The sequence below is a fragment of the Ruegeria sp. BJ3 genome (genome assembly GCF_056535665.1).
The window spans coordinates 3,417,675-3,438,560 of the sequence record NZ_JBQFIT010000001.1 but is presented as its reverse complement, the minus strand read 5'-3'; the positions used below and the strand labels follow the sequence as shown (position 1 = coordinate 3,438,560).

Sequence of the window (20,886 nt, the reverse complement as noted above, 5' to 3'; positions counted from 1 at the left end):
GGTCAGCAAGACCCCCGCGCCCAACCACGGAGCATTGTCCGCAAGGAAAAGGCGGACCCCGCGCCCAATCACGGAGTGCTGACCCGCACCTGCCCGGTTTCGGTCAGAACAACCTCAGTCGCGCCGGCATCGTTTCGCACGGCCGGCGGCACAAGAAGATCAATACCACCCTGATCCCGGCCAAAGGTCCTGCTGACCCGGCCCGCCGCGTTGAGAATCGACAGAAGTGCCGGAGATGTGGCGGCTACGAAATGCGAGGATTCCGCATCCTTGTTGAAGGCCGTGGTGTCAATGATGCTGACCGGGTACTGCGCCAGCTTCTCGGTCGAGCTGATGTTGCCCAGCCGCTCACCCTTGGCAGTTCCGCGCAGGCGTCCGGACACGTTCAAGATCTTGTCTTTGCGCGAGACCATGATCACAAATTGCTCGGGCGGAGATTTGATTACCGCCATCTGCGACCGGAACACGTCAACGTCGAGATCGGGCGAGATCAGCAACACACCTTCCAGATTGCGCCGCGACCAGCCCGGCTCGCGCAGCTCGGCTTGGCGCATCATCTCCATGGTCAGCGCGCCTCCCATCGAGTGCGCAACGATCAGCACGCGCGGGACGCCCAGGATTTCAGCGTAGAGATGGTTTGTTGCAGACCGTCGCGGGCAAACAGCATGCTGTCCAGATCATAGGCATAGCCCGATCCGGACCCTCGGCTGGGCCAGGAATAGACCAACGTCTTGCCAGGCAGGCCGATATCGTGAGCCAACTGAGCCGCGCGAAAAACGGTCTCGGTCTGGGTGGCGTTGTAGCCATGAACAAAGATTGTGACTTCCTTGGCGCCGTTCAGCCGTGCTTTCAGATCCTGCTCGGACGGAAATTCGCGCACACCGGCCAAAACGAACTGCCGGCTCGGGTTCGGGTCCGAATAGGAAAACTCAAGCGTCCCGGGGCGGTGGTTCGGCGGGATCGAGACGGTGGTTTCGAGGAATTGCAGGCGGTCTGCACGACGATACCCGTAAGAGCCATCGGCCTCGCGTGCGCGGGTGGTCGCCGCGAACACGGTCTGCGCGGTGCCGACGTCCAACGCTTCGGGCAAGGTGACCGAGATGGATCGGTCAACGCAGCCTCCCAAAACGGAAACCGTGACGAAAATGATCAGATAGCGCAGCACGGAACGATCCCAGACCAACAGTTACGTGCTACGCATAGCGTAACCTGCCGACGCGTCCAGATAATTGCGCAGGACCAACCGGCAAAAACCGGCTGATCATGTTACAGAACGTAACGGCTCAGGTCCGTGGATTTGGTCAGCTCACCAAGGTTTTCATCCACAAAGGCCGCGTTGACCACGATTTCCGCGCCGGCACGGTCCGGCGCGACAAAGGACAGATCTTCGAAAACGCGCTCCATCACGGTGTACAGGCGCCGGGCGCCGATATTCTCGACGCTCTGGTTCACCTCGGCGGCGATCCGGGCTAGCGCGGCGATCCCGTCCTCGGTAAAGCTGACGGTAACGTTTTCGGTGCCCATCAAAGCCGTATACTGGCGGGTCAGCGCGTTGTCCGTCTCGGTCAGGATGCGAACGAAATCCTCTTCGGTCAGCGCACGCAGCTCGACCCGGATCGGCAGACGCCCCTGCAGTTCCGGCAACAGGTCCGAAGGCTTGGCGATATGGAACGCGCCGCTGGCGATGAACAGAATGTGGTCGGTCTTGACCGGGCCGTGCTTGGTGGAGACGGTGGTGCCTTCGATCAGCGGCAGCAGGTCGCGCTGCACGCCTTCGCGGCTGACATCCCCTCCGCGGGTTTCTGCCCGTGCGCAGACCTTGTCGATCTCGTCCAAAAATACGATGCCATTCTGCTCGACCGATTCCAGCGCCGCGCGGTGACGGCCTCGTCATCCAGCAACTTGTCGGCCTCTTCCCCGATCAGGATGTCATAGCTTTCGGCAACGCTCATGCGGCGCTTGACGGTGCGCCCGCCGAATGCCTTGCCGAAAATGTCGCCCAGGTTCATCATGCCCATCTGTCCACCCGGCTGGCCGGGAATGTCGAACATCGGCATCGGGTTGGACGTATCGGCCAATTCAAGTTCGATCACCGTGTCGTCCAGCTCGCCGGATTTCAGCTTCTTGCGGAACATCTCTCGGGTGCTCTCGCGGGCGTCCGAGCCGGCGATGGCCTCGATCACGCGGTCCTCGGCAGCCTGATGCGCCTTGGCTTTGACCTCTTCGCGCATGTATTCACGGGTCTGGATGATCGCGGCATCGGCCAGATCGCGGATAATCTGTTCGACATCGCGGCCAACATAGCCGACCTCGGTGAATTTGGTCGCTTCGACCTTGATGAAAGGCGCGCGGGCCAGCTTGGCCAGGCGGCGGCTGATCTCGGTTTTGCCCACGCCGGTGGGCCCGATCATCAGGATATTCTTGGGATAGACCTCGTCGCGGATGTCATCCGCCAACTGCTTGCGCCGCCAGCGGTTGCGCAGGGCCACGGCGACAGCGCGCTTGGCATCCTTCTGCCCGATGATGAAACGATCCAGTTCCGAGACGATCTCGCGCGGGGTCAGGTCGGTCACAGGGCAGTCCTTTCGATGGTCGGCAGTCAGCTGCGGCTTAGGTAAGCACGGGGTCGGCAAAAACAACCGAGACCGCACATTTGGCCGCGTTGGTTAACAATGACCCGGCGCCAATGCAATTCTTTCCTGACCTCCGTGTTGGGAGATTTCGGTGTCCTCTGATAGGGTTGGCGGAATGTGCGCGGGACCCGGAGCGTGAAATGACCAAGATTGCCAAGATTACCCTGCTGTTCGTGGTGTTCGTGGACCTGATCGGCCAAGGGCTGGTTTTTCCGATCATCAACTCGCTGATCATGGAGACGAAATCGGGCTTTCTGCCGGCAAGCACGTCCATGGGCAGCCGTCACTTCTACTACGGTCTGGTGATCGGGTGTTTCTTCCTGTCCTGGTTTCTGGGCGTCGTCTATGTCTCGAAAGTTTCGGACTCCATCGGGCGCAAGAATGCACTTCTGGTCTGCCTGGGCGGAGCGCTGGCCGGTTATGCGATCACGATTGCGGCGCTGTATCTCAACAGCCTGATCCTGTTGATCGTGGGCCGGTCGATCACCGGGTTCACGGCCGGAAACCAACCTATTGCGCAGGCGGCCATGATCGACGGCAGCACGGATGCGGCCGATCGTGACCGGAACATGGGTTATATCGTGACAGGGGTCAGCTTTGGCCTGGTCGGCGGCCCGATCATCGGAGCGGTCCTGTCGGATGCGGCGCTTTTGGGCAGCGTTGCCACGCTCAAGACCCCATTCTACGGCGCGTTTGTCCTGGTGCTTATCGCAATCCTGCTGGTGCTGTTCTTTTTCAAGGATACCCGAACCGAACGCGAACCCTTCGTCTTTCGCCCACGCGACGTAACCGACAGCCTGGTCGCCGTGCGTGGCCACCCCATGGTTCTGAAGATCCTGCCCGTCTACGCGTTCTTCATGATCGCGAACGTCACCTTCTACGTGTTTGTGGACAATTTCCTGACCAGCGCTTTTGGTTACGGCGTGATCGGCGGCAGCATGGCCATGGTCGTCATTGGTGTGGCGCTGGCCTTCTCCAGTACGTTTCTCGTGAAACCCGCGCAGGAACGGTTCAGAAAGCACAACATCATATATGTTTCGCTGATCGTCATGGTGATCTGCGGCTTTGCCTTTGCCTTCAGCCCCAGCGGCGTGCTCAGCTACGTGCCGGTGTTCCTGTTCTATTTCCTGTTCGGCGTGGCCTACCCGACCCTTCTGGGCCTGTTCTCCTCGTCGGTCAGCGAGGCGGATCAGGGCTGGGTCATGGGCGTAACCACGGCCGTGTTCTGCCTGGCGGGTGGAATCATGTCGCTGATCGGCGGCGGGTTGATGAGCATCGATATCCGCCTGCCCTATTACATCGTGATCGCCTCGGCCATTCTGGGGCTGATCGGGATGCACCGGCGGTGGAAGGGCAAGGAGATTTCGGCCCTGCTGGCCTGACCCCTAGCCCGAAATGCTCTCAACCGTCAGGTTGCCGTTGGTGTAGACGCAGATGTCGGCGGCAATTGCCATGGCCTCGCGGGCAACCTCCTCGGCCGACTTGTCGCTGTCCATCATCGCGCGCGCGGCTGCCAGGGCAAAGTTGCCACCCGACCCGATCGCCGCCACGTCATGTTCCGGTTCGAGCACGTCCCCGGCCCCGGTGATCACGAACAGGTCACGGCCGTCGGTGACGATCAGCATCGCCTCAAGCTTCTGCAGGTACTTGTCGGTGCGCCAGTCCTTGGCCAGCTCGACCGAGGCGCGGGCCAGTTGACCGGGCGTGGCCTCCAGCTTGGCTTCCAGCCGTTCCAGCAGTGTGAAGGCGTCGGCGGTCGAGCCGGCGAACCCGGCGACGATCTCGAACCCGCCGGGCGACAGGCGCCGCACCTTGCGGGCGGTGCCCTTGATCACGGTCTGGCCCAGGCTGACCTGCCCGTCACCCGCGATGACGATCTGGCCGCCTTTCTTGACGCCGATGATCGTGGTGCCGTGCCAACCGGGAAAGTCGTTCTCCGCCATTCAAGCCTCCGTATCCGTTGATGCCCTATATGGGCCGGAGGCGCGATCCGCGCAACCCGTTCTCAAACTGCCCAAAAGATATGCAATCCGTGCATCACGGGGTTGTCGGACCAGCAATTGTGAGTCGCCTGTCGCAAGACTAGATGAGGCTTACAACCGACACAGGGTCGGCTGTTTCAAAAAAGGAATGCGCAAATGGCAACCACCGCAAACATCCATGCGCCGCTCGGAGCAGCTACCATCCTGCGTGTAGTGGACGGCATCTCGCACGCTTTCGAAGCTGTCGCCGAATGGAACACCGCCCGCAAGACCCGCAAGCTGCTGTCGCAACTGAGCGATGCCCAGCTGGAAGATATCGGTCTGGTCCGCGAAGATATCGCCAAGATCTGAATTCAGACCGAATTCGACTAAAGACGAATGGCCGCTTGGATTTCCGGGCGGCTTTTTATTTGCGCAGACCATGCACAAAAAAGGCGCCCGATGAGGAGCGCCTTTTTTGTTGAGTTCCGTTCGGTATCAGATGGATTCGTCGATCCAGCTTTGCAGGGCGGCCTTCGGGGCAGCGCCTGCGCGGTTCGAAACCACCTGACCGTCCTTGAAGATGAACAGCGCGGGAATACCGCGTACGCCCATGGCTGCGGCCGAGTTTGGGTTGCTGTCCACGTCGACCTTGGCGATCTTGACCTTGCCGCCATATTCAGCCGCCAGCTCTTCCAGAGCGGGGCCGATCTGCTTGCAGGGTCCGCACCACTCGGCCCAGAAATCCACCACGACGGGGACGTCCGAGTTCTTGACTTCGGCGTCAAAGGTTTCGTCGGTTACGGCTACGGTCGACATATTCTGTCTCCTGAATGACATGCGGTTGGGAGTCGAACGTAGGTGCGCCCATTGGGGAGGTCAAGATATCTGGGCCCGCACCAGCGCATCTGTCACAAGATCGTGTGGCAGCCACATCAGGCGCGCCGTCCGGGTCCACAAAATCGCGGTGCGGATCTCGCGGCCAGGATAGATCTGCGACAGCGCGGCGGCATAGGCGCCCATCTGGCGCAGCAGGCCCTCGGGGCAGGTCTCGGCCCGATCGGGAATCGTGGCGTTCGATTTGAAATCAATGACTTGCACCACGTCATCCGTCACGATCAACCGGTCGATCACCCCGTGGATCCGACGACCGTCCAGAGTGGCCGAGACGGGCACCTCGGCCAGCGCGGCCGGTGCAAAGACGGGGGCCAGGTCCGGCGCGGTCAGTACGCCCGCCGCCTCGGCCAGAAGGTCGCGGCGGTCACCGTCCTGCATATCGGGCAGAAGCCGGGCGCAGAGCTGATCCCACCGGTCGCGTGGCGCCTGGGCCAGATGTTCGAGCAGAAGGTGCAGGCGGGTGCCGCGCAGTTTGGCGGCCTCTTCCTCAAGTCCGGTCTCGCCCGGCAGGGCCTTGGCCCCGCCCAGATCGGACGGGCTGAGCGTCTCGGGATCGGGCGTCGGCTCGGGCGCGGGCCGGTGGAACAGGTCCGGCAGGGTATCCTGCACCGGTTCCGGGGTCGGGCGATGGTCCAGTGGCAGATCCTCCCAATCGCCATGCGCCAGACGGCGGACGCCGGTGCCGGGGATCTCGGTGGCCCCTGCCCGGCCCATCGCCTCTTCGACCAGCTGGTACCAGCTGGACCCGTCCTTGCCCAGATCGCCGGCAGCCGCCACGATCAGCCATTTCTCGGCCCGGGTCAGCGCAACGTACAGCAACCGCAGCCGCTCGTTCTCCTCGCGTTGGCGCGCGTCTTCGCGGGCGCGGGCCACAAGGCCGGGCGACAGGTCGGCGGGCACCTTCCACAGCGGCGTTCCGTCGGCGACCATGATCTCGGCATCGCGGGGCGGCTGCCGCTTGCCGGTGTCCGGCAGGATCACGATCGGCGCCTCCAGCCCTTTCGAGCCATGCACTGTCATCACCCGGATCATGTCGCCCACGCCGGTCATCTGGCGCTTGATCTCAAGGTCGTCGGTCTGCATCCACACCAGGAAGCCCGTCAGGCTGGGAATGTCCGACCGCTCATAGGCCAGTGCCTGCGACAGCAACGCGTTGATGCCGTCCTCGGCCTCGGCACCCAGACGGCCCAAAAGTTTGCGGCGTCCGTCATGTCGGGTCAGCACCCGTTCGATCAGGTCATAGGGGCGCAGAAAGTCCACCTGCCCGCGCAGATCGTTCAGTACCGCCAGCGTTTCGGGAAAATCCCCGGCTCGTTGGCGCAGCGCCGCCCACAGGTACCTTTCCTGCCGACGATGAGCCAGGTCGAACAGCATCTGCTCGGACCAGCCGAACAGCGGCGATTTCAGCACCGTGGCCAGTGACAGGTCATCCTCGGGCGTGGCGAGAAAGCTCAGCAGCGCGGCCAGATCCTTGACCGCCAGTTCCGCGCCCACCTTCAGCCTGTCGGCCCCTGCGATCGGCAAACCCTGGGCCTTGCAGGCGCGGATGATCTCGGCGAACAGGTCCGAGCGGCGCTGAACCAGGATCAGGAAATCCCCCGGCCGCACCTTGCGGCGCACGAATGTGCCGCGCGTGGGGCCGTCTTCGGGGATGGTTTTGCCGGCGTCGATCATGGCCTTGATGCGCGCGGCTATCTGGTTGGCCAGGATCACCGTGTGATGCTGCGCCGCGGGCCGATCGACCGGGTCGGTCCAGTCGCCCTCGTCCGCGTCCTCGACCTTTTCCACCACCGGCCACAGATCGACCCGGCCGGGCAGATCGGCCTTGAAGGCGCGGTGCTGGGACTCTTTCTGAAACCCCGCATCGGCGCGGTTTTCGAACAGGATATCGACCAGCGACAGGATGGCGCTGGAGGAGCGGAACGAGTATTCCAGCGTCCAATCCCACAGTTTAGAGCCTGATTCCTTTAGTTTCCGCCCAAACTCGGCCTGCATCCGGTCAAAGGCCTGCGGGTCTGCCCCCTGGAAGGAATAGATCGACTGTTTCTTGTCGCCAACCACGAAGATCGTCCGCTCGACCCCGGACCGCGCGCCCTCGCCGCTGGTGAATTCCTGCGCCAGTTTCTCGACCACATCCCATTGATCGGGGCTGGTGTCCTGCGCCTCGTCCACAAGGATGTGGTCGATGCCGCCATCCAGCCGGTACAGAACCCAAGCGGCCACCGCCGGATCGTTCAGCAACAGGCGCGCGCGCAGGATCAGGTCGTCGAAATCCAGCCAGCCGCGCAGTTGCTTGCGGCGCTCGTATTCCGGCAGGAAGGCCGCCGCGAAGCGGTGCAGCACCAGAGATTTGCGTGCGGCTGCCAGCGCCAGTCGCCCTTCCCTTGCAGCTTCGACCCGCCGCATCAATGCCTCGAGCGGATCCATCTGCCCCGCCAGAACCCCCTCGCGTAGCGCCTTGGTGGGAAAGCTGTTGATCTTGGCGGTAAAGGGCTCTTTGGCGGATTTGCCGGTCAGGAACACGTCTTCCAGCACCGGCAACTGACCCAAGGCCGGTTCGGTGAAGCCCGACAGTTTCTCGGCCGCTTTGGCGTCGGTCTTGCCGCCGCCCGCCAGCGCCGGAAGGATCGACCGGACCAACTCGACCTCGCCGCCCAGAAACACCTGCACCAGCAGCGCGTCCTCGTCGAACCCCTCGGGCAGGTCAAAACGGGCCAGCAGGTCGGGCCATTGTAGCGCGGGCGTGAACAGGGTGCGCTTCTGGGCGATTGCGGCGGTCAGCTTGTCAAAGCCGGTATCGGTGATGTGGCGGGCCACGTCCTCGATCAGGCGGGCCTGCGGGCCCTCGGCGAAATCCTCGACGATTTCCTCGCGCAGAAGGGCCGCGGCGCGGTCTTCCATCTCGGAAAACTGCGGGCTGACACGGGCCTCGAGCGGGAACCGCCGCAGCAACGAGGCGCAGAACGAGTGGATCGTCTGGATCTTCAGCCCGCCCGGCGTTTCGATGGCGCGCGCGAACAGGGTGCGGGCACGGGCCAGGCGGTCGGGGTCGATCACCCCTTCGACGCCCAGCTCGGTCAGTTGCCGCAGCAATGCCGCGTCGTCCAGCATCGCCCACTCGCCCAGCCGCTTGAACAGGCGGTTCTGCATCTCGCTGGCGGCGGCCTTGGTGTAGGTCAGGCACAGGATGTGCTGCGGCTGCACGCCGTCCAGCAGCAGCCGCGCCACGCGGTCGGTCAGAACCCGCGTCTTGCCCGAGCCCGCATTGGCCGCCAGCCAGGTCGACGCATCGGGCCGCGCCGCCTGAACCTGCCGTTCGGTCGCTTCGTCGCGCGGGGTCATGTCAGATCCTCGGGCTTGGTTTCGGCGGTGCGGTCCCATTCGCCGAACCGCGCCAGGTGGTCATAGTCGCCCACGTCGCTGTCCTTGTGCATCATCCGGCGCGACGAAAACCCCTGATCAGGCTCTAAATAAGTGGAAATCAGCTCCTTCAGCTCGGCCAGAACCTTGTCGGGCGGCTCTTTGTCCAGGGGTGCCGGGACCTCTTTGTAGGTGCCGCCCATACCGATGAACACGGCGCTGGCCACGGCCATCGGGTCAAATCCGTCGATCCCGCCCTGTTCGGCCATCGCGGCCTCGATCAGCAGCTGTTTGTCGAACTTGGCCTGCTGCGATTCCGAGGGCGGCGTGCCGGTCTTGTAGTCGATGATGGTCAACGCGCCGCGGCTGTTGCGGTCGATCCGGTCGGCGCGGCCATTCAGGGTGAACCCAAGCGGTTCCAGCGTCAGGCGCATCTTTGCCTCGAACGCGATCGGGCCGCCGTCGCTGCGGCGGGTGATCTCGGCGCGCAGAAAGTCGTCGGCGATCCGTTCCAGCCGCGCCAGCCACAGTTTCCGGGCGGTGGGCCAGGGGACATGCTGATCCAGCAGAGCCTCGGCCCGTTTCAGGAAGTTGTCACGGGTCAGCAGCGCGCCGTCCAACACGCTGTCCTTGACGAAATGTTCCAGGATCTCGTGGATCACGATGCCGCGCAGCAGGGCGTCGGGCGCCTGTACCAGCGGGTCCAGCGGTTTCAGGCGCAGAACGTGCTTGGCATAGATCGCATAGGGGTCGCGGATCAGCCGCTTGATCTCGGTCACCGACAGGCGGCGCGGGCGCGCGGCCACCGGCGGGCGCGGCGAGGGGCGCGGTGCGGCGGCGATCCGGGGCGCCTGTTCCAGCATCTCGGACCAGCGCAGCCATGTCTTGCCCCGGTCGCGCATCTGTTCCAGCGCCGCGCGGCCGCCCTGATCCGGCAGGCCCTGCAACAGGTTGGTCAATCGGTTCAGCCAGCGTGACGGAACGGTTTCGGCATCATCCGAACGGACCGCGCGGGTCAGCCAGACCTCGGTCGCGCCGATGGCCTGCTGGAAATCATGCGCCGACAGGCCGATGCGTCGTTCCGGCAGCAGCAGGCCGGCACGGTCGCGCATCTGGCGGTTCAGCCAGGGGTCTGGCGCGGGAGCCTCGGGCCAGCTGCCTTCGTTCAACCCACCCAGAATCAGCAGGTCGGCACCCTGAACCCGCGCTTCGAGCGTGCCCCAGATCATGATCCGCGGCTGGGGGGCGTCGCGGTCGCGGACCTCTTGTCCGGCCAGCAGCGCACCCAGCAGATCGGCGAAATCCAGCGCCGTCATCTCGCCGCCGTGCTCGGCCTCGTCCGCAAGGCCCGAGATCACCGCCAGCGCCGTTTGGCCAGCGTTTTCTCCCACAACTCGCCTGCGCCGTCGGTTCCGGCACCGGCAATCGCCTCGGCCAGATCGCGCAGGCGCTGCACCCAGCCGGTCAGGGGCAGAGTGCCGCTGATCTGCTGGTCGCAGAAATGGCGGATCAACCACTGGACCCACGCGTCGGGTATGTCTTTTTCAACGGCAAAGCCGGTCAGGCTGGCGCTGTCGGGGAAGGGCGGGCCATTGCGACGCAGGCGCAGTTCCAGATCGCGGCTGTGCAACAGATGCGCGCCGCGGTCGCCGGCGCTGTGACACAAGGGGTGTTTCAGCAGGGTCAGCAGCGCCTCGGCATCCAGACGGCGCGCGAACAGCCCGGCCACATGGCGCAGGAACCGGCCCGGTGGCGACAGTTGCAGCGGCAGGCCGGCGCTGTCATCGGGCAGGATGTTCCAGCGGTCCAGCGCGGCGCTGACCTGGCGGGTCAGCATCCGATCGGGGGTGATCAGGGCGGCGGTCTGGCCGGTCTCGACCGCCTGCCGCAGGCGCAGGGCGATGGCCAGCGCCTCGGCCCGCGGCGATTGCGCTTCGACCAAGGTGATGTCGCGAGTCGCGGCATCGAGATCGCGCATCTGCGGGCCTTCGCTCATCCAGGCATCGGTGATCGGGGCCGGGCGCAATGCCAATGAAACCAGACGGTTGCGCGCGGGCGAGGGGGGCTGGTCCGGGGTCCAGGTTGCAATCTGGGCCGGCCCGATCCCCAGTTCGGTCATCAGCTTGCGGAACCGGTATTGCGGGTGATCCTCCGAGGTCATTGCCGAATCCAGCCGCTCCCAGACATGGGCGGGCTGGTCGAAATCGTACCCCGGCAGGATCAGCGCCCCCTGCGGCAGCCGCGCCACCGCCTGCATCAGCATCAGCGTGGTCCCGCGCGAGCCGGTGGACCCGGCCAGGATCACCGGGTGTTGCGGCGGCGCGTCCTGCCAGCGGGCGATCAGGTTCTCGACCACGCGGCGTTGGCGGGCCTGCACGTCCAGGCTGCCATCCTCGGTCTTCAGAAACTGGTCGGCGATGCCGATGAAGGCCTGCGCCCGTGCCCAATGGCCCGACAGGTCGGTCACGTCCAGCTGCCGGATCGCCTCGGGCGGGACGCCTTCTCCCTGCATCTCTTCGATCAGGGCGGCGAGGCTGTCGGACAGGTCAAACAGCGATGACCGCGCGGCCAGGTCCGGTTGCTGGTCCAGCAGTCGCGCCACCAGCTGCGTCAGTTCCAGCCGGCGACGCAAGGGCGGTACGGCGGGCGGTACACGATCAAGATCGACGCTTTCGCCCAGATCGGTGACCAGCGAAATGCGGGGCAAGAGGCAGGGCGGACCCTGATCGAACAGCTCGCGCACGCGGCGGGCCATGCGGCGGGTGTTCAGCACCAGTTGCACGCGGGCCAGCGCCTCGGGCGGGCGGCCGACGCAGCGCGCCCGCAGCCCACGCACCAGTGCCTGCGGAAAATCCGCACCGGGCGGCACCGCAAAGACCCGGGGGGTGGCGCTGGGGTCAAACATCGGCCAGCATCTCCTCGGCCAGGGCGATGCCTTCGGGGCGGCCCACATCGCACCAGCGCCCGGGGTATTGCAGACCGAACAGCCGGCTATCGCGGTGCATCCGGTCCCACAAGACATTGAGCGAGAACGCTTTTTCCGGAATGTCCGCCAAACCGTCGGTCTTGAGGATCTGAATGCCGCCATAGACGTGACCCGGCCCGCGTGCAAGCCGGCCTTGGGGGTCGATCCTGAAATCTCCGGGGCCTGTATGTCCGATCGTCTGTGCGATCGGCACGCAGATCAACAGCGCGTCCATCCGCGCCGGGTCCCAGGCCGCCTGCAGCAGTTCCAAAGGGTTGGGCCCGGACCAGATCGCATCGGTGTTCATCGTGAAAACCGGACCCGGACCCAACAGCGGCAAGGCCGCCCGCAATCCGCCGCCGGTTTCCAGGATGTCCGGCTGTTCGTGTGAAAGCAGGACACCACGTGGCGCCAAATGATCCGCCAGCTGATCAGCAAGGTAATGCAGGTTCGCGACCACCCGTCGCGGCCGCACCGCATCCGTTAGGTCCAGCGCATGGTCGATCAGCGGCCGCCCGGCCACCGGGATCAGCGGCTTGGGCCGGGTGCGGGTCAACGCGCCCATTCGGGTGCCGAAACCGGCGGCAAACAGCATGATAGCCTCGGGTGTATCGGTCATCCGGCCCTCAGCCTTGCAAGGTTTTCGGGCGTTGGGGATGGCAGCGCCTGCCGAACCAGATCCGCGACCGAGACCAGCGCCGGATGCTCGAGATCGCGCATCAGATGACCCCAGGCCGCCGGGATAAAATCCACGTAATGCGGTTTGCCATAGTCGGTGGCGAGGCGGGCAAATCCGCCCAATATCCGGAGGTTGCGTTGGGCGCCGAGGACACTGTACGCCGTGCGGAAATCGTGGTCATCCACACCTGTTGCCGTGATGTAGCGGTTGACCATGCTCATCTCGATTGCGGCCGGGACAGTGCGGCGGACATCCTGCAGCAACGACATCAGGTCATAGGCGGGATGGCACAGCATTGCGCTTTGAAAATCCAGCAGGCCGACCCGGCGAACCCCGTCGCGCTCAGGCAGCCAGATCAGGTTCTCGGCATGGTAGTCCCTTAGGGTCACCACCCGCGTGCCCGAGGTTTCCTGCAGCAATATGTCGGCGAACCGATGCTGAAAACGATCATGGGCGTCTACGTCATAGGCGCCTTGTATCCCTTGGGCATATTTGGTGAAGGCAAGGGCCGACAATTCCGCCATGAGGGACGGGTCATAGCTGTCCAACGAGGGCAGGGGCCCAGAGTGCAGGTGGACCAGCACGTCGGTTCCTGCCTCGTACAATTCACGCTCGACCTCCGGTTGCTTCTCGATCAGGCGGGCAAACAGATCGTCGCCGAAATCCTCCAGCAGGAGGAACCCGTTCTCGGCGTCCTCGGCAAGAATCTCGGGCGCGCTCAGACCGACGGACTGCAGGTATTTTGCCACCCTGACAAAGGGCTCCACGTCTTCCCCCTTATCCGAGGGCGCGTCCATCAAAACGGCGGTTTGCCCCGTGTCCGGGTCGGTCAGACGTTCATACCGGCGGTTCGAGGCGTCTCCGGCCAGCGGTGCGCGAGAGGCTTTGGCCCAAGGGGTCCGTGCGATCAGCGCCTCGGCCAGAACTGCGCGGTTGGTCATGCGATCCTCTTCAATTTGTCGGTCCACTTGGGATCGGACCACGTCAGGGTCAGGTGTCGGGTTTCTTCGGCAGCAGGGTCGGCATGAAACTGCACCAACAGGGCCGAGGCCGGCTGTAGCGGACCCAGCTTGTCAGGCCATTCCACCAGGCAGATCGCCGTGTCAAAGGCCTCGGTCAGGCCCAATTCCTCGATCTCATCCACCGAAGTCAGCCGGTACAGATCGGAGTGCCAGATTTCGCCGGCTTTGCCATCGTAAACCTGAACCAGCGTGAATGTGGGCGATGGCACATCTTCGGGCACAGGCAGTGCTGATTGGATCAGATTGCGTGCAAAATGGGTTTTGCCACTGCCGATTGGGCCGTCCAGCAAAATAACGTCGCCGGGCGCCAAATGGGCGGACAGGCGGCTGGCCAGATCGGCGGTTTCTTCCGGTGATGTCAGAGTGATCGAAGCGGGCGAATTCATGGCGTCACAATGAACGGGGCCCGAACTCTCTGCAACCCGGTTCAGGCGGTGATCTGCAACATATCCGGCGTTTCTCCAAGCGCGTGTTCGATCGTGAACCGGACGATGGTTGCGCCGTTCTGGATTGGGCTGACCGTGCACAAGAGCCGGGTGCCGTCGCGCTTGTACAGATCAGAGCTCCACTCGACCCGGTTGTTGCGCATTTCCACGAAGTCCCGAATGTCACCCAGAATTGGATTGGCCTGACATTGCGACTGCCACTGACGGGTGACGTCCAGAACCGTGGCTGGTTCAAAGCCGACCTCGTCCGAGTCTCCCCACAGCAGTTGGTAGGCGTAGTTGGTGAAGGCCAGCGTCCCGTCATCGGCAAACACGGCAACCGCATCCGCAAGCTTGTCGAGGATTGACTGCATAAGGTCCATCTCGGACCGGAATCGGCGGGTCAGGGTGATCTCGGCGGTAATGTCCTCGAACAGGAAGGCGACGGCGCCGTCGGGATGGGGGCGGCCGCTGACCGAATAGACTGAGCCCGACGGCAGTGACCAGGTTTCCTGGTAGTTTCCGTCCTCGGCCGCCTCCAGAAGATCGTTCATCTGCCGGCGCCAACTGCGGTAGTTCTTAGGTTCGGGCATCATGTGCTGATCCCGAAGGCGGTCAAAAAAGCTTGAGATATTCGGCCGGCAACTGAGGAAATCGGGCGGTAAAGCAGTCAGGTCGATCAAGGCGGGGTTGAACAGTGCCAACTGGCGGTTTCGATCAAAGATTGCCAGGCCGATCGACAGCTGCGCGAAGGTTTTCGTCATCGTCTGGACGAATTTGCGCTGGGCGGTCTCGGCCTCGACAATGGCGTTTACGTCGACCGCATAATGCAGGTGACCTTCGTCCAGTTCCACACGCGTCAGATCGAACCACAGCTTGTTGCTGCTATCCTTCACCGGAATTGAGACGCGGGTCTTCTTGCCGGGCCGCGCTTCTTCGGTCAGTTCAGGGAACATGGGTTGGGTCAGATCCGTGTCCGGCCCGCGCGCCTTGCGGGCCAGCGCGACATAGGCGGCGTTGCACCATCTTATCTTGTTGGCATGATCCAGAAGCCACACGGGGTAGGGCGCGCGGTCCATGGCCAGGCGGATCGGATCGTTCGGATCCCTCCTTGCTGGTTCGGTGATGCCGGTCAAATCACGCAACTGCACCCGGACGGTGCCGTCGATCCATTCACACCGAACCTCGCGCTCGACCGTACAATCTATGGCCGAAACCACGATATTGCCCTGCTGGCGGACGGTTTCGTAAGTCTCGGGGAAGGCCGGAAAGTCGCGCTGCAGCAGGCGCCTGAGATCATCCCAGTCATTCACTGCCTCGAACCCGGACAGGGCGATGTCGGAGTGGCTGATCAGGCGGCTTCCGTTGAACAGAAACACCGCATCCAGCAACGAAGCCGGCGCAGACAAACCGAAATTGTCACCGCGCCGCGGACGGCGCGGCATGAGCCACTGCAGGGCAAAGCCCGACGAAACCAGGCTGATCGCCGCAAGTATGATCCAGTCGGCCACAGCGCCGCCTACCCCAAAAACAAACCGGACCCGAATTTGCGCTGAAATGGTTAACGGTGTCTTAACTCAGACCTGAAACCGTTCGTTCACGCCCGACGGAACCGGGTTGTCGCCTGTCTGCGCATCGATCAGCTTGCGCGGCCATGTCACCAGCACGATTGCACCGCGTCGCTCGGCCTGGTCCGTCACCGCCTGGTAAGGGTCAGACCCATTTGCAAATTTCAACTCGGCGCCGCTGCGCTCCAAGAGCGTTTTTGCGATGAATAGGCCCAACCCCATACCCTCGTATTCGGGGCGTGTGCGCAGATCGCTTTCGGCGCGTCTGCGGCGCATGAACGGGTCACCGATACGGCCGATGATGTGTGACGGATAACCGCGCCCGTCATCCATGATGCTGACGGTGATCCGGTCCGGCGTCCATTCGGCCTCGACCCAGACTTGTGCGCGAGCAAAGTCCACGGCGTTCTGGATCAGGTTTCGCAGGCCATGAATGATCTCGGGCTTGCGCAGGATCGAGGGCTGCTGGACATCCCCGTCAGGCCCCGGGCCTTCGTCAAAATGTACCTGTTTGCCCCTGTGTATGTGGGGCTCGGCCGCCTCGTGGATCACGGTGGACAAAGGTGCCTGGCGCAGGTGCAGGTCATCTTTGCCGGCCCGACCCATGTCGCGCAGAATGTCCCGGCATCGGTCGGCCTGCTCGCGGATCAGGGCGGCGTCTTCCTTCAGGTCCGGGCGGTCGTCCAATTCTTCGATCAGTTCTGAGCTGGTCAGCTTGATGGTGGCCAGTGGCGTCCCCAACTCGTGCGCTGCGGCGGCGACAACGCCGCCGAGGTCGGTCAGCTTCTGCTCGCGCGCCAGAGCCATATGGGTGGCGGCCAGCGCCTCGGACATCGACTGAACTTCGGCGCTGATGCGGTGCGAGTAGGCACCGATGAATACGATCGCGATCACGATAGCGGCCCAGTTGCCGAACAGCAGGATGTCGGGGATGTCCAGAACAAGGCCGAGATCGGTGCGCAGCGGCAGGTGAAACTGGGCCAGAAGCGTCGCCAGCACGATTGCGGCGCCTCCGATGATCAGGGTCGACCGGGTGCTCATGACGTTGGCCGCAATCGTCACGGGGCCCAGCAAAAGCAGGGCAAACGGGTTGTTCAGACCGCCTGTGAGATACAGCAGGAAAGCTAGCTGCAGCAGGTCGAACATCACCATGAGGAAGTTTTCGAATTCCGACAGGCGCTTGTTCTGCGGGAACAGCAGGATGGCGGTCAGGTTGCCCATGACCGAAACACCGATGGCAAGGTAGCACAGCCCAAGCTCCAGCTGGACGTGATAGGTCTGCTGGGCCACGGTGATGGCCGTGATCTGGCCGATGATTGCGACCCAACGCAGCAGGATCAGCGTGCGCAACCGGATCCAGCTGCTGCGTTCCTGTCCGCGCCAGAGGCTGGTGTTGGAATCCGTCATCGGGCGATTATGTCCTGTTGCGTCCGCTGGTCAACTTGATAGGTGTCCCGGCCGAACCGATCAACAACCCCATGTGTCAGGAATTTCGCCATGACCCGCCTTTATGCCATTCTTGCAACCGTCGTGCTGGCCGTGGGCCTGGGCGCCATGTGGCTGATGACGCGCGGCGGCGGCTCGGACGACAAGTTTGCCCAGTGCCGGTCCAGCCAGATTGCAGGCGGCACCGCAACCATCGGCGGCCCGTTCGAGTTGATCAACTCCAAGGGTGAAACCGTGACGGACAAGGACGTGATCACCGAGCCCTCGCTGATCTATTTCGGTTACACCTTCTGCCCCGATGTCTGTCCTCTGGACACCACCCGCAATGCCGAGGCCGTCGACCTGCTGACCGAGCGCGGTTATTCGGTCACTCCGATCTTCATCTCGGTGGACCCGGACCGGGACACCCCCGACGTTGTGGGTGATTTTGCCTACAACCTGCATGAAAAGATGATTGGCCTCACCGGTACGCCGGAACAGGTCAAGGCCGCGAGCCAGGCCTACAAGACCTATTACAAGGCCCAGGACAAGAGCGACGAGTACTACCTCGTCGACCATTCGACATTTACCTACCTCGTTACGCCGCAGGATGGGTTCCTCGAGTTTTTCAAACGCGACGCGACGGCCGAGCAGATGGCCGACACTGTTGCCTGCTTTGTGGACCAGGCGGCAGAGTAACCGTCGGTTTGACCTTTGGTGTGGCGCTGCTATTACTCATCTCAAAGCCTATCGGCATGAAATAGCAGAAAGACCACACCATGGCAGACAGTGCCCAGCTTGACATTGGCCCCGACAAATCCCTGCTTTTGGTGGATGATGACGAGCCGTTTCTGAGACGTCTCGCCAGAGCGATGGAAAAGCGCGGGTTCGAGGTGGAAACCGCCGGATCCGTCGCCGCCGGCCGCGCGATCGCCACCGCCCGCCCGCCCGCCTTTGCCGTGGTGGACCTGCGGCTCGAGGACGGCAACGGGCTGGACGTGGTTGAGGTGCTGCGGGAAAAGCGCCCCGACAGCCGGGTCGTGGTTCTGACCGGATACGGTGCAATTGCGACTGCCGTGGCGGCGGTGAAAATCGGCGCCACCGACTATCTGTCGAAACCTGCCGACGCCACCGACATCACCAACGCGCTGCTGGCCAAGGGCGACGAACTGCCCCCGCCCCCCGAAAACCCCATGAGCGCCGATCGCGTGCGGTGGGAGCATATCCAGCGGGTCTATGAGCTGTGCGACCGAAACGTCTCGGAAACAGCGCGTCGCCTGAACATGCACCGCCGGACCTTGCAGCGGATTCTGGCGAAACGCAGCCCGCGGTAGCGTTTTGCCGATCGGCACTGTTCTGGCGACAGGCTTGGGAAATCAAGAAATTAAGGTTCGCCTACAACTTCCACTGAACCTTCGCCAATAAGGTCCTGAAGTTCTGTAGTGGAACGCTTGCCGGTCCGTCTGCTTGTGCGGATTGCTTCCCCAGCAATTCGAACAACCTCAGGGGACGAAGCAAATTTCGAGTGACTTGTGCTTTGAGAGTCCTGGACTTGGCTGAGATCAATAACGGTGACTCCTGACCTTGCGAGTTCGGCTGCATCGGCTGCGCCAACACGGTCGACTCCGCCAGAAATGAACTTCGAAAAACTCAAGGCTCCGTCGTCCGAGGATACGAGAACAAAGATTTTCTGATTGTCGTGGGTGATAGTTGAGAGCTGGCTTTCGAATACGGCCAAATCGATATCGGGTGCTGCCAGAATTATGTTTCGAATTTTCTTGTTGGGATTGAACTCGCCAGCAATTTCGGCTTGCGAGATGGCTTCCATCGTAAGGAACGCTCCCATCGAAAACGCGAGTATGTCAAATTGTTGAGCCTGTGATCGCGAAATGATCTCACCGGCTTTCAAAAAGTCTGATCTGGCAGCGAGGGCGCTGTTGATATCGTAGACGTATTTCAGAGTCTCTGCAGCAGACGCCCATGACATCAATACGGGGATCCCGTCATACTCGGTATCCTCGACAAACTGTGCCAATCTAAGGATGGCATCGCTCAGGGTCGTGTTGTAGCCGTGCACAAAGACCAGAACGTTTCTGTCGGAAACGCTGAGGTTCAGTAATTGATTGTCAATTTCAGAAACAAAGGCGGCTTCCGAAACATAGACTTTTGGTTCAACTATGGTGAAGTGCTTTGAGGCAATAGGTGGCAGAGAGCTGGCTCTTTCAATTTTCCCTGCTTTGTGAATTGGCGGGATGGTGACGACTACTGAAGCCAAGCCCAAACCCTCACCGCGGTCACCGGAAAAGAAGACCCCTTCTGCACCGGACGCTTGACGCGTCGTGGCAATGAAGACTGTTTGGCGCTTGGCCTCTTTTACCTCAGATGCAGGAAGTCTTGGATTATCGATCCCTACCAATTCCGGCGGGCGGCCGCATGAAGCCGCTCCCAGCAACATCATCGTGGATAAACACAGAAGCCGGAATGCGCGCGGTAGATCCGAAGTTCCAATTCTGAGGCGTTTCATACAAGGACGGTCACTCGGCTCGGTTGCGCCTCATTAGACTGACGGTGCTGTTCTTCTGTCAACCGACGAACGCTGGAGCCGCTCTTTTTGGATCAAGCAGTGTCTTCTCTGCGGTACGATATTGAGTAAATGAGGCCGTTCTTCGGAGTTTAGACAAACGGACTGCGTGGGCGCCGCAAAGGCAATTATGTGGCTGGGGGCCAGCAAGATTCCGTTACCATTCGAGTTTCATAGCTCCGCCAACAGTTCCGCATGCCGCGCCGTATACGCCTGCCGCACATCAACTGGCGGCCTAAGGGTGATCTGCAACCCCTCCATCACCGCCGCGTCCGGTTGGCCAAAGAACTTGGTTGCCTCGGCCTCGGAAAACCCCGCGATCTGGGTGGCCTCCATCCACGCGCTGATCCGGTCGGCTCTCTTGATCTGACGTTTCACCGTTTTCGGCACCGCGGCGGGCAGGCCGAAGCGGATGTGGATCGCTGCCGCCAGCCGGTCGTCCAGCGCGCCATAGCCCGGGCCGACCGCCGCCTTCACCGGCGAGATCATGTCGCCGATCACATATTCCGGCGCATCGTGCAGCAGCGCCGCCAGCCGCCATTTCACCGGCGCCTTGGGGGCGATCCGGCCGAACAGCTCTTCGACCAGAAGGGAATGCTCGGCCACGGAATATGCGAAATCGCCCGCCGTCTGGCCGTTCCAGCGCGCCACGAAAGCCAGCCCATGGGCGATATCCTCGATCTCGATATCCACCGGTGTCGGGTCCAGCAGGTCCAGCCTGCGGCCCGACAGCATCCGTTGCCATGCCCTGGGTTGTGTTGCCATTCTGCCATGCCCCATCTTGTCCACCGTGCCCGCGACCCGGTTTTATGCTATGCTTAAGCCATCCTGATCACTGGCTGCCAACAATTTCTTGAGCAATCGTGCTTTGAACCGGCACCTTGTGATCACGACATGAAGACTGAGGGGGGCACGCGCTCCTCCCAGTGTGCCCCTCTCGGATTGAAACCCAACCGAAAGGAGCCTGTCATGTTCAAGCGTGTATTCGGACTGGCACTTGTCTTTGGAATGGCTGCGGCCGCGCCGCCTGCATTGGCACAGAACTGTGCCTTGCGCGGAGATGTGATCGCCAAACTGCAGCAAACCTATTCAGAGGAGCTTGCCTTTGGCGGCTTGCAGAACTCGCGAGGCGGACAAACGGTCATGGAGGTATGGGCCTCACGCGAAAGCGGGACCTATACCGTTCTGGTGACCCACGCCAACGGCATCAGCTGCATTGTCGCCGCCGGCACCGATTTCTTTGAAGCGATCCCAAAGATTCAAGCCGAGGGGACGCCCAGTTGACCTGAGCGCCGCTCGCGGTCCACTGCCACCCACATTGCCACTTTTCCCCAACGGTGTTAGGGGCTGCCCAAACCGTTGTTGATCGG

The 20,886-nt window shown here is 62.6% G+C and carries 17 protein-coding genes and 2 pseudogenes; 5 read left to right on the top strand and 14 right to left on the bottom strand.

Features of this window, described 5'->3' with window-relative positions; genetic code table 11:
* Positions 1 to 68: 68 nt before the first annotated feature.
* The 3 genes and pseudogenes from ACR3EL_RS17345 to hslU all read right to left on the bottom strand — a co-directional run bounded on the left by ACR3EL_RS17345 (position 69) and on the right by hslU (position 2,573).
* Positions 69 to 602 carry an alpha/beta hydrolase gene (locus ACR3EL_RS17345; protein ID WP_480722449.1) on the bottom strand — a complete coding sequence of 178 codons (534 nt, stop codon included), beginning with the start codon at positions 600 to 602 and terminating at the stop codon, positions 69 to 71.
* Entirely contained in the window at positions 596 to 1,165 is a 570-nt protein-coding gene (locus ACR3EL_RS17340) for an alpha/beta hydrolase (RefSeq protein ID WP_480722448.1), read from the bottom strand. The genes ACR3EL_RS17345 and ACR3EL_RS17340 overlap by 7 nt, the downstream gene beginning before the upstream one ends.
* 101 nt (positions 1,166 to 1,266) lie before the next feature.
* Positions 1,267 to 2,573, bottom strand: a pseudogene (gene hslU, locus ACR3EL_RS17335) (ATP-dependent protease ATPase subunit HslU).
* A gap of 200 nt (positions 2,574 to 2,773) precedes the next feature.
* Here hslU and ACR3EL_RS17330 point away from each other — a divergent pair.
* Entirely contained in the window at positions 2,774 to 4,015 is a 1,242-nt protein-coding gene (locus ACR3EL_RS17330; protein ID WP_480719924.1) for an MFS transporter, read from the top strand.
* Positions 4,016 to 4,018: 3 nt separating this feature from the next.
* On the opposite strand, the gene hslV is transcribed toward ACR3EL_RS17330, so the two are convergent.
* The gene (hslV, locus tag ACR3EL_RS17325) at positions 4,019 to 4,576 is read right to left on the bottom strand and encodes an ATP-dependent protease subunit HslV (RefSeq protein WP_093963878.1); all 558 of its coding nucleotides are present in this window, start codon (positions 4,574 to 4,576) and stop codon (positions 4,019 to 4,021) included.
* A 195-nt stretch (positions 4,577 to 4,771) separates the two neighbouring features.
* On the opposite strand from hslV, the gene ACR3EL_RS17320 reads away from it, so the two are divergent.
* Complete coding sequence (locus ACR3EL_RS17320; RefSeq protein WP_093963877.1) at positions 4,772 to 4,966, top strand: DUF1127 domain-containing protein; 195 nt, start codon at positions 4,772 to 4,774, stop codon at positions 4,964 to 4,966.
* A 126-nt stretch (positions 4,967 to 5,092) separates the two neighbouring features.
* On the opposite strand, the gene trxA is transcribed toward ACR3EL_RS17320, so the two are convergent.
* The 8 genes and pseudogenes from trxA to regB all read right to left on the bottom strand — a co-directional run bounded on the left by trxA (position 5,093) and on the right by regB (position 16,917).
* Positions 5,093 to 5,413, bottom strand: a complete 321-nt coding sequence (trxA, locus tag ACR3EL_RS17315; protein WP_093963876.1) for a thioredoxin — start codon at positions 5,411 to 5,413, stop codon at positions 5,093 to 5,095.
* A gap of 60 nt (positions 5,414 to 5,473) precedes the next feature.
* Complete coding sequence (gene addA / locus ACR3EL_RS17310) at positions 5,474 to 8,833, bottom strand: double-strand break repair helicase AddA (RefSeq protein ID WP_480722447.1); 3,360 nt, start codon at positions 8,831 to 8,833, stop codon at positions 5,474 to 5,476.
* Positions 8,830 to 11,756 (bottom strand): annotated as a pseudogene (gene addB / locus ACR3EL_RS17305) (double-strand break repair protein AddB). The gene addA and the pseudogene addB overlap by 4 nt, the downstream one beginning before the upstream one ends.
* A complete protein-coding gene (locus tag ACR3EL_RS17300; protein WP_170340649.1) occupies positions 11,749 to 12,435 on the bottom strand; it encodes a nucleotidyltransferase family protein in 687 nt (228 codons plus the stop codon). Before ACR3EL_RS17300 ends, addB begins: the two are co-directional and overlap by 8 nt.
* On the bottom strand, positions 12,432 to 13,436 hold the full coding sequence (locus ACR3EL_RS17295) for an aminoglycoside phosphotransferase family protein (RefSeq protein ID WP_170340648.1): 1,005 nt from the start codon (positions 13,434 to 13,436) through the stop codon (positions 12,432 to 12,434). Before ACR3EL_RS17295 ends, ACR3EL_RS17300 begins: the two co-directional genes overlap by 4 nt.
* Entirely contained in the window at positions 13,433 to 13,903 is a 471-nt protein-coding gene (tsaE, locus tag ACR3EL_RS17290) for a tRNA (adenosine(37)-N6)-threonylcarbamoyltransferase complex ATPase subunit type 1 TsaE (protein WP_170340647.1), read from the bottom strand. Before tsaE ends, ACR3EL_RS17295 begins: the two co-directional genes overlap by 4 nt.
* A gap of 41 nt (positions 13,904 to 13,944) precedes the next feature.
* A complete protein-coding gene (locus ACR3EL_RS17285; protein WP_480722446.1) occupies positions 13,945 to 15,453 on the bottom strand; it encodes a PAS-domain containing protein in 1,509 nt (502 codons plus the stop codon).
* Between the two features lie 66 nt (positions 15,454 to 15,519).
* Positions 15,520 to 16,917 carry a sensor histidine kinase RegB gene (regB, locus tag ACR3EL_RS17280; protein WP_170340642.1) on the bottom strand — a complete coding sequence of 466 codons (1,398 nt, stop codon included), beginning with the start codon at positions 16,915 to 16,917 and terminating at the stop codon, positions 15,520 to 15,522.
* Positions 16,918 to 17,007: 90 nt separating this feature from the next.
* Between regB and ACR3EL_RS17275 the strand changes: the two genes are divergently transcribed.
* Together ACR3EL_RS17275 and ACR3EL_RS17270 are read left to right on the top strand one after the other, a co-directional pair.
* The gene (locus tag ACR3EL_RS17275) at positions 17,008 to 17,634 is read left to right on the top strand and encodes an SCO family protein (protein ID WP_170340640.1); all 627 of its coding nucleotides are present in this window, start codon (positions 17,008 to 17,010) and stop codon (positions 17,632 to 17,634) included.
* Positions 17,635 to 17,714: 80 nt separating this feature from the next.
* A complete protein-coding gene (locus ACR3EL_RS17270) occupies positions 17,715 to 18,269 on the top strand; it encodes an ActR/PrrA/RegA family redox response regulator transcription factor (protein ID WP_093963867.1) in 555 nt (184 codons plus the stop codon).
* A 50-nt stretch (positions 18,270 to 18,319) separates the two neighbouring features.
* On the opposite strand, the gene ACR3EL_RS17265 is transcribed toward ACR3EL_RS17270, so the two are convergent.
* The gene (locus tag ACR3EL_RS17265) at positions 18,320 to 19,459 is read right to left on the bottom strand and encodes an alpha/beta hydrolase (protein WP_480722445.1); all 1,140 of its coding nucleotides are present in this window, start codon (positions 19,457 to 19,459) and stop codon (positions 18,320 to 18,322) included.
* 228 nt (positions 19,460 to 19,687) lie between these two features.
* Complete coding sequence (locus ACR3EL_RS17260) at positions 19,688 to 20,281, bottom strand: HD domain-containing protein (RefSeq protein WP_170340639.1); 594 nt, start codon at positions 20,279 to 20,281, stop codon at positions 19,688 to 19,690.
* A 204-nt stretch (positions 20,282 to 20,485) separates the two neighbouring features.
* Here ACR3EL_RS17260 and ACR3EL_RS17255 point away from each other — a divergent pair, with 204 nt between their 5' ends.
* Positions 20,486 to 20,800, top strand: coding sequence for a hypothetical protein (locus ACR3EL_RS17255; protein ID WP_170340637.1), 315 nt, complete (start codon positions 20,486 to 20,488; stop codon positions 20,798 to 20,800).
* Positions 20,801 to 20,886 lie beyond the last annotated feature (86 nt).

Coding starts and splice junctions, on each gene's coding strand:
- ACR3EL_RS17300 (WP_170340649.1), bottom strand. CDS start 12,435: ATGACCGATACACCCGAGGCTATCATGCTGTTTGCCGCCGGTTTCGGC.
- ACR3EL_RS17270 (WP_093963867.1), top strand. CDS start 17,715: ATGGCAGACAGTGCCCAGCTTGACATTGGCCCCGACAAATCCCTGCTT.
- hslV (WP_093963878.1), bottom strand. CDS start 4,576: ATGGCGGAGAACGACTTTCCCGGTTGGCACGGCACCACGATCATCGGC.
- ACR3EL_RS17295 (WP_170340648.1), bottom strand. CDS start 13,436: ATGACCAACCGCGCAGTTCTGGCCGAGGCGCTGATCGCACGGACCCCT.
- ACR3EL_RS17255 (WP_170340637.1), top strand. CDS start 20,486: ATGTTCAAGCGTGTATTCGGACTGGCACTTGTCTTTGGAATGGCTGCG.
- ACR3EL_RS17260 (WP_170340639.1), bottom strand. CDS start 20,281: ATGGCAACACAACCCAGGGCATGGCAACGGATGCTGTCGGGCCGCAGG.
- regB (WP_170340642.1), bottom strand. CDS start 16,917: ATGACGGATTCCAACACCAGCCTCTGGCGCGGACAGGAACGCAGCAGC.
- ACR3EL_RS17330 (WP_480719924.1), top strand. CDS start 2,774: ATGACCAAGATTGCCAAGATTACCCTGCTGTTCGTGGTGTTCGTGGAC.
- addA (WP_480722447.1), bottom strand. CDS start 8,833: ATGACCCCGCGCGACGAAGCGACCGAACGGCAGGTTCAGGCGGCGCGG.
- ACR3EL_RS17265 (WP_480722445.1), bottom strand. CDS start 19,459: ATGAAACGCCTCAGAATTGGAACTTCGGATCTACCGCGCGCATTCCGG.
- ACR3EL_RS17320 (WP_093963877.1), top strand. CDS start 4,772: ATGGCAACCACCGCAAACATCCATGCGCCGCTCGGAGCAGCTACCATC.
- ACR3EL_RS17275 (WP_170340640.1), top strand. CDS start 17,008: ATGACCCGCCTTTATGCCATTCTTGCAACCGTCGTGCTGGCCGTGGGC.
- trxA (WP_093963876.1), bottom strand. CDS start 5,413: ATGTCGACCGTAGCCGTAACCGACGAAACCTTTGACGCCGAAGTCAAG.
- tsaE (WP_170340647.1), bottom strand. CDS start 13,903: ATGAATTCGCCCGCTTCGATCACTCTGACATCACCGGAAGAAACCGCC.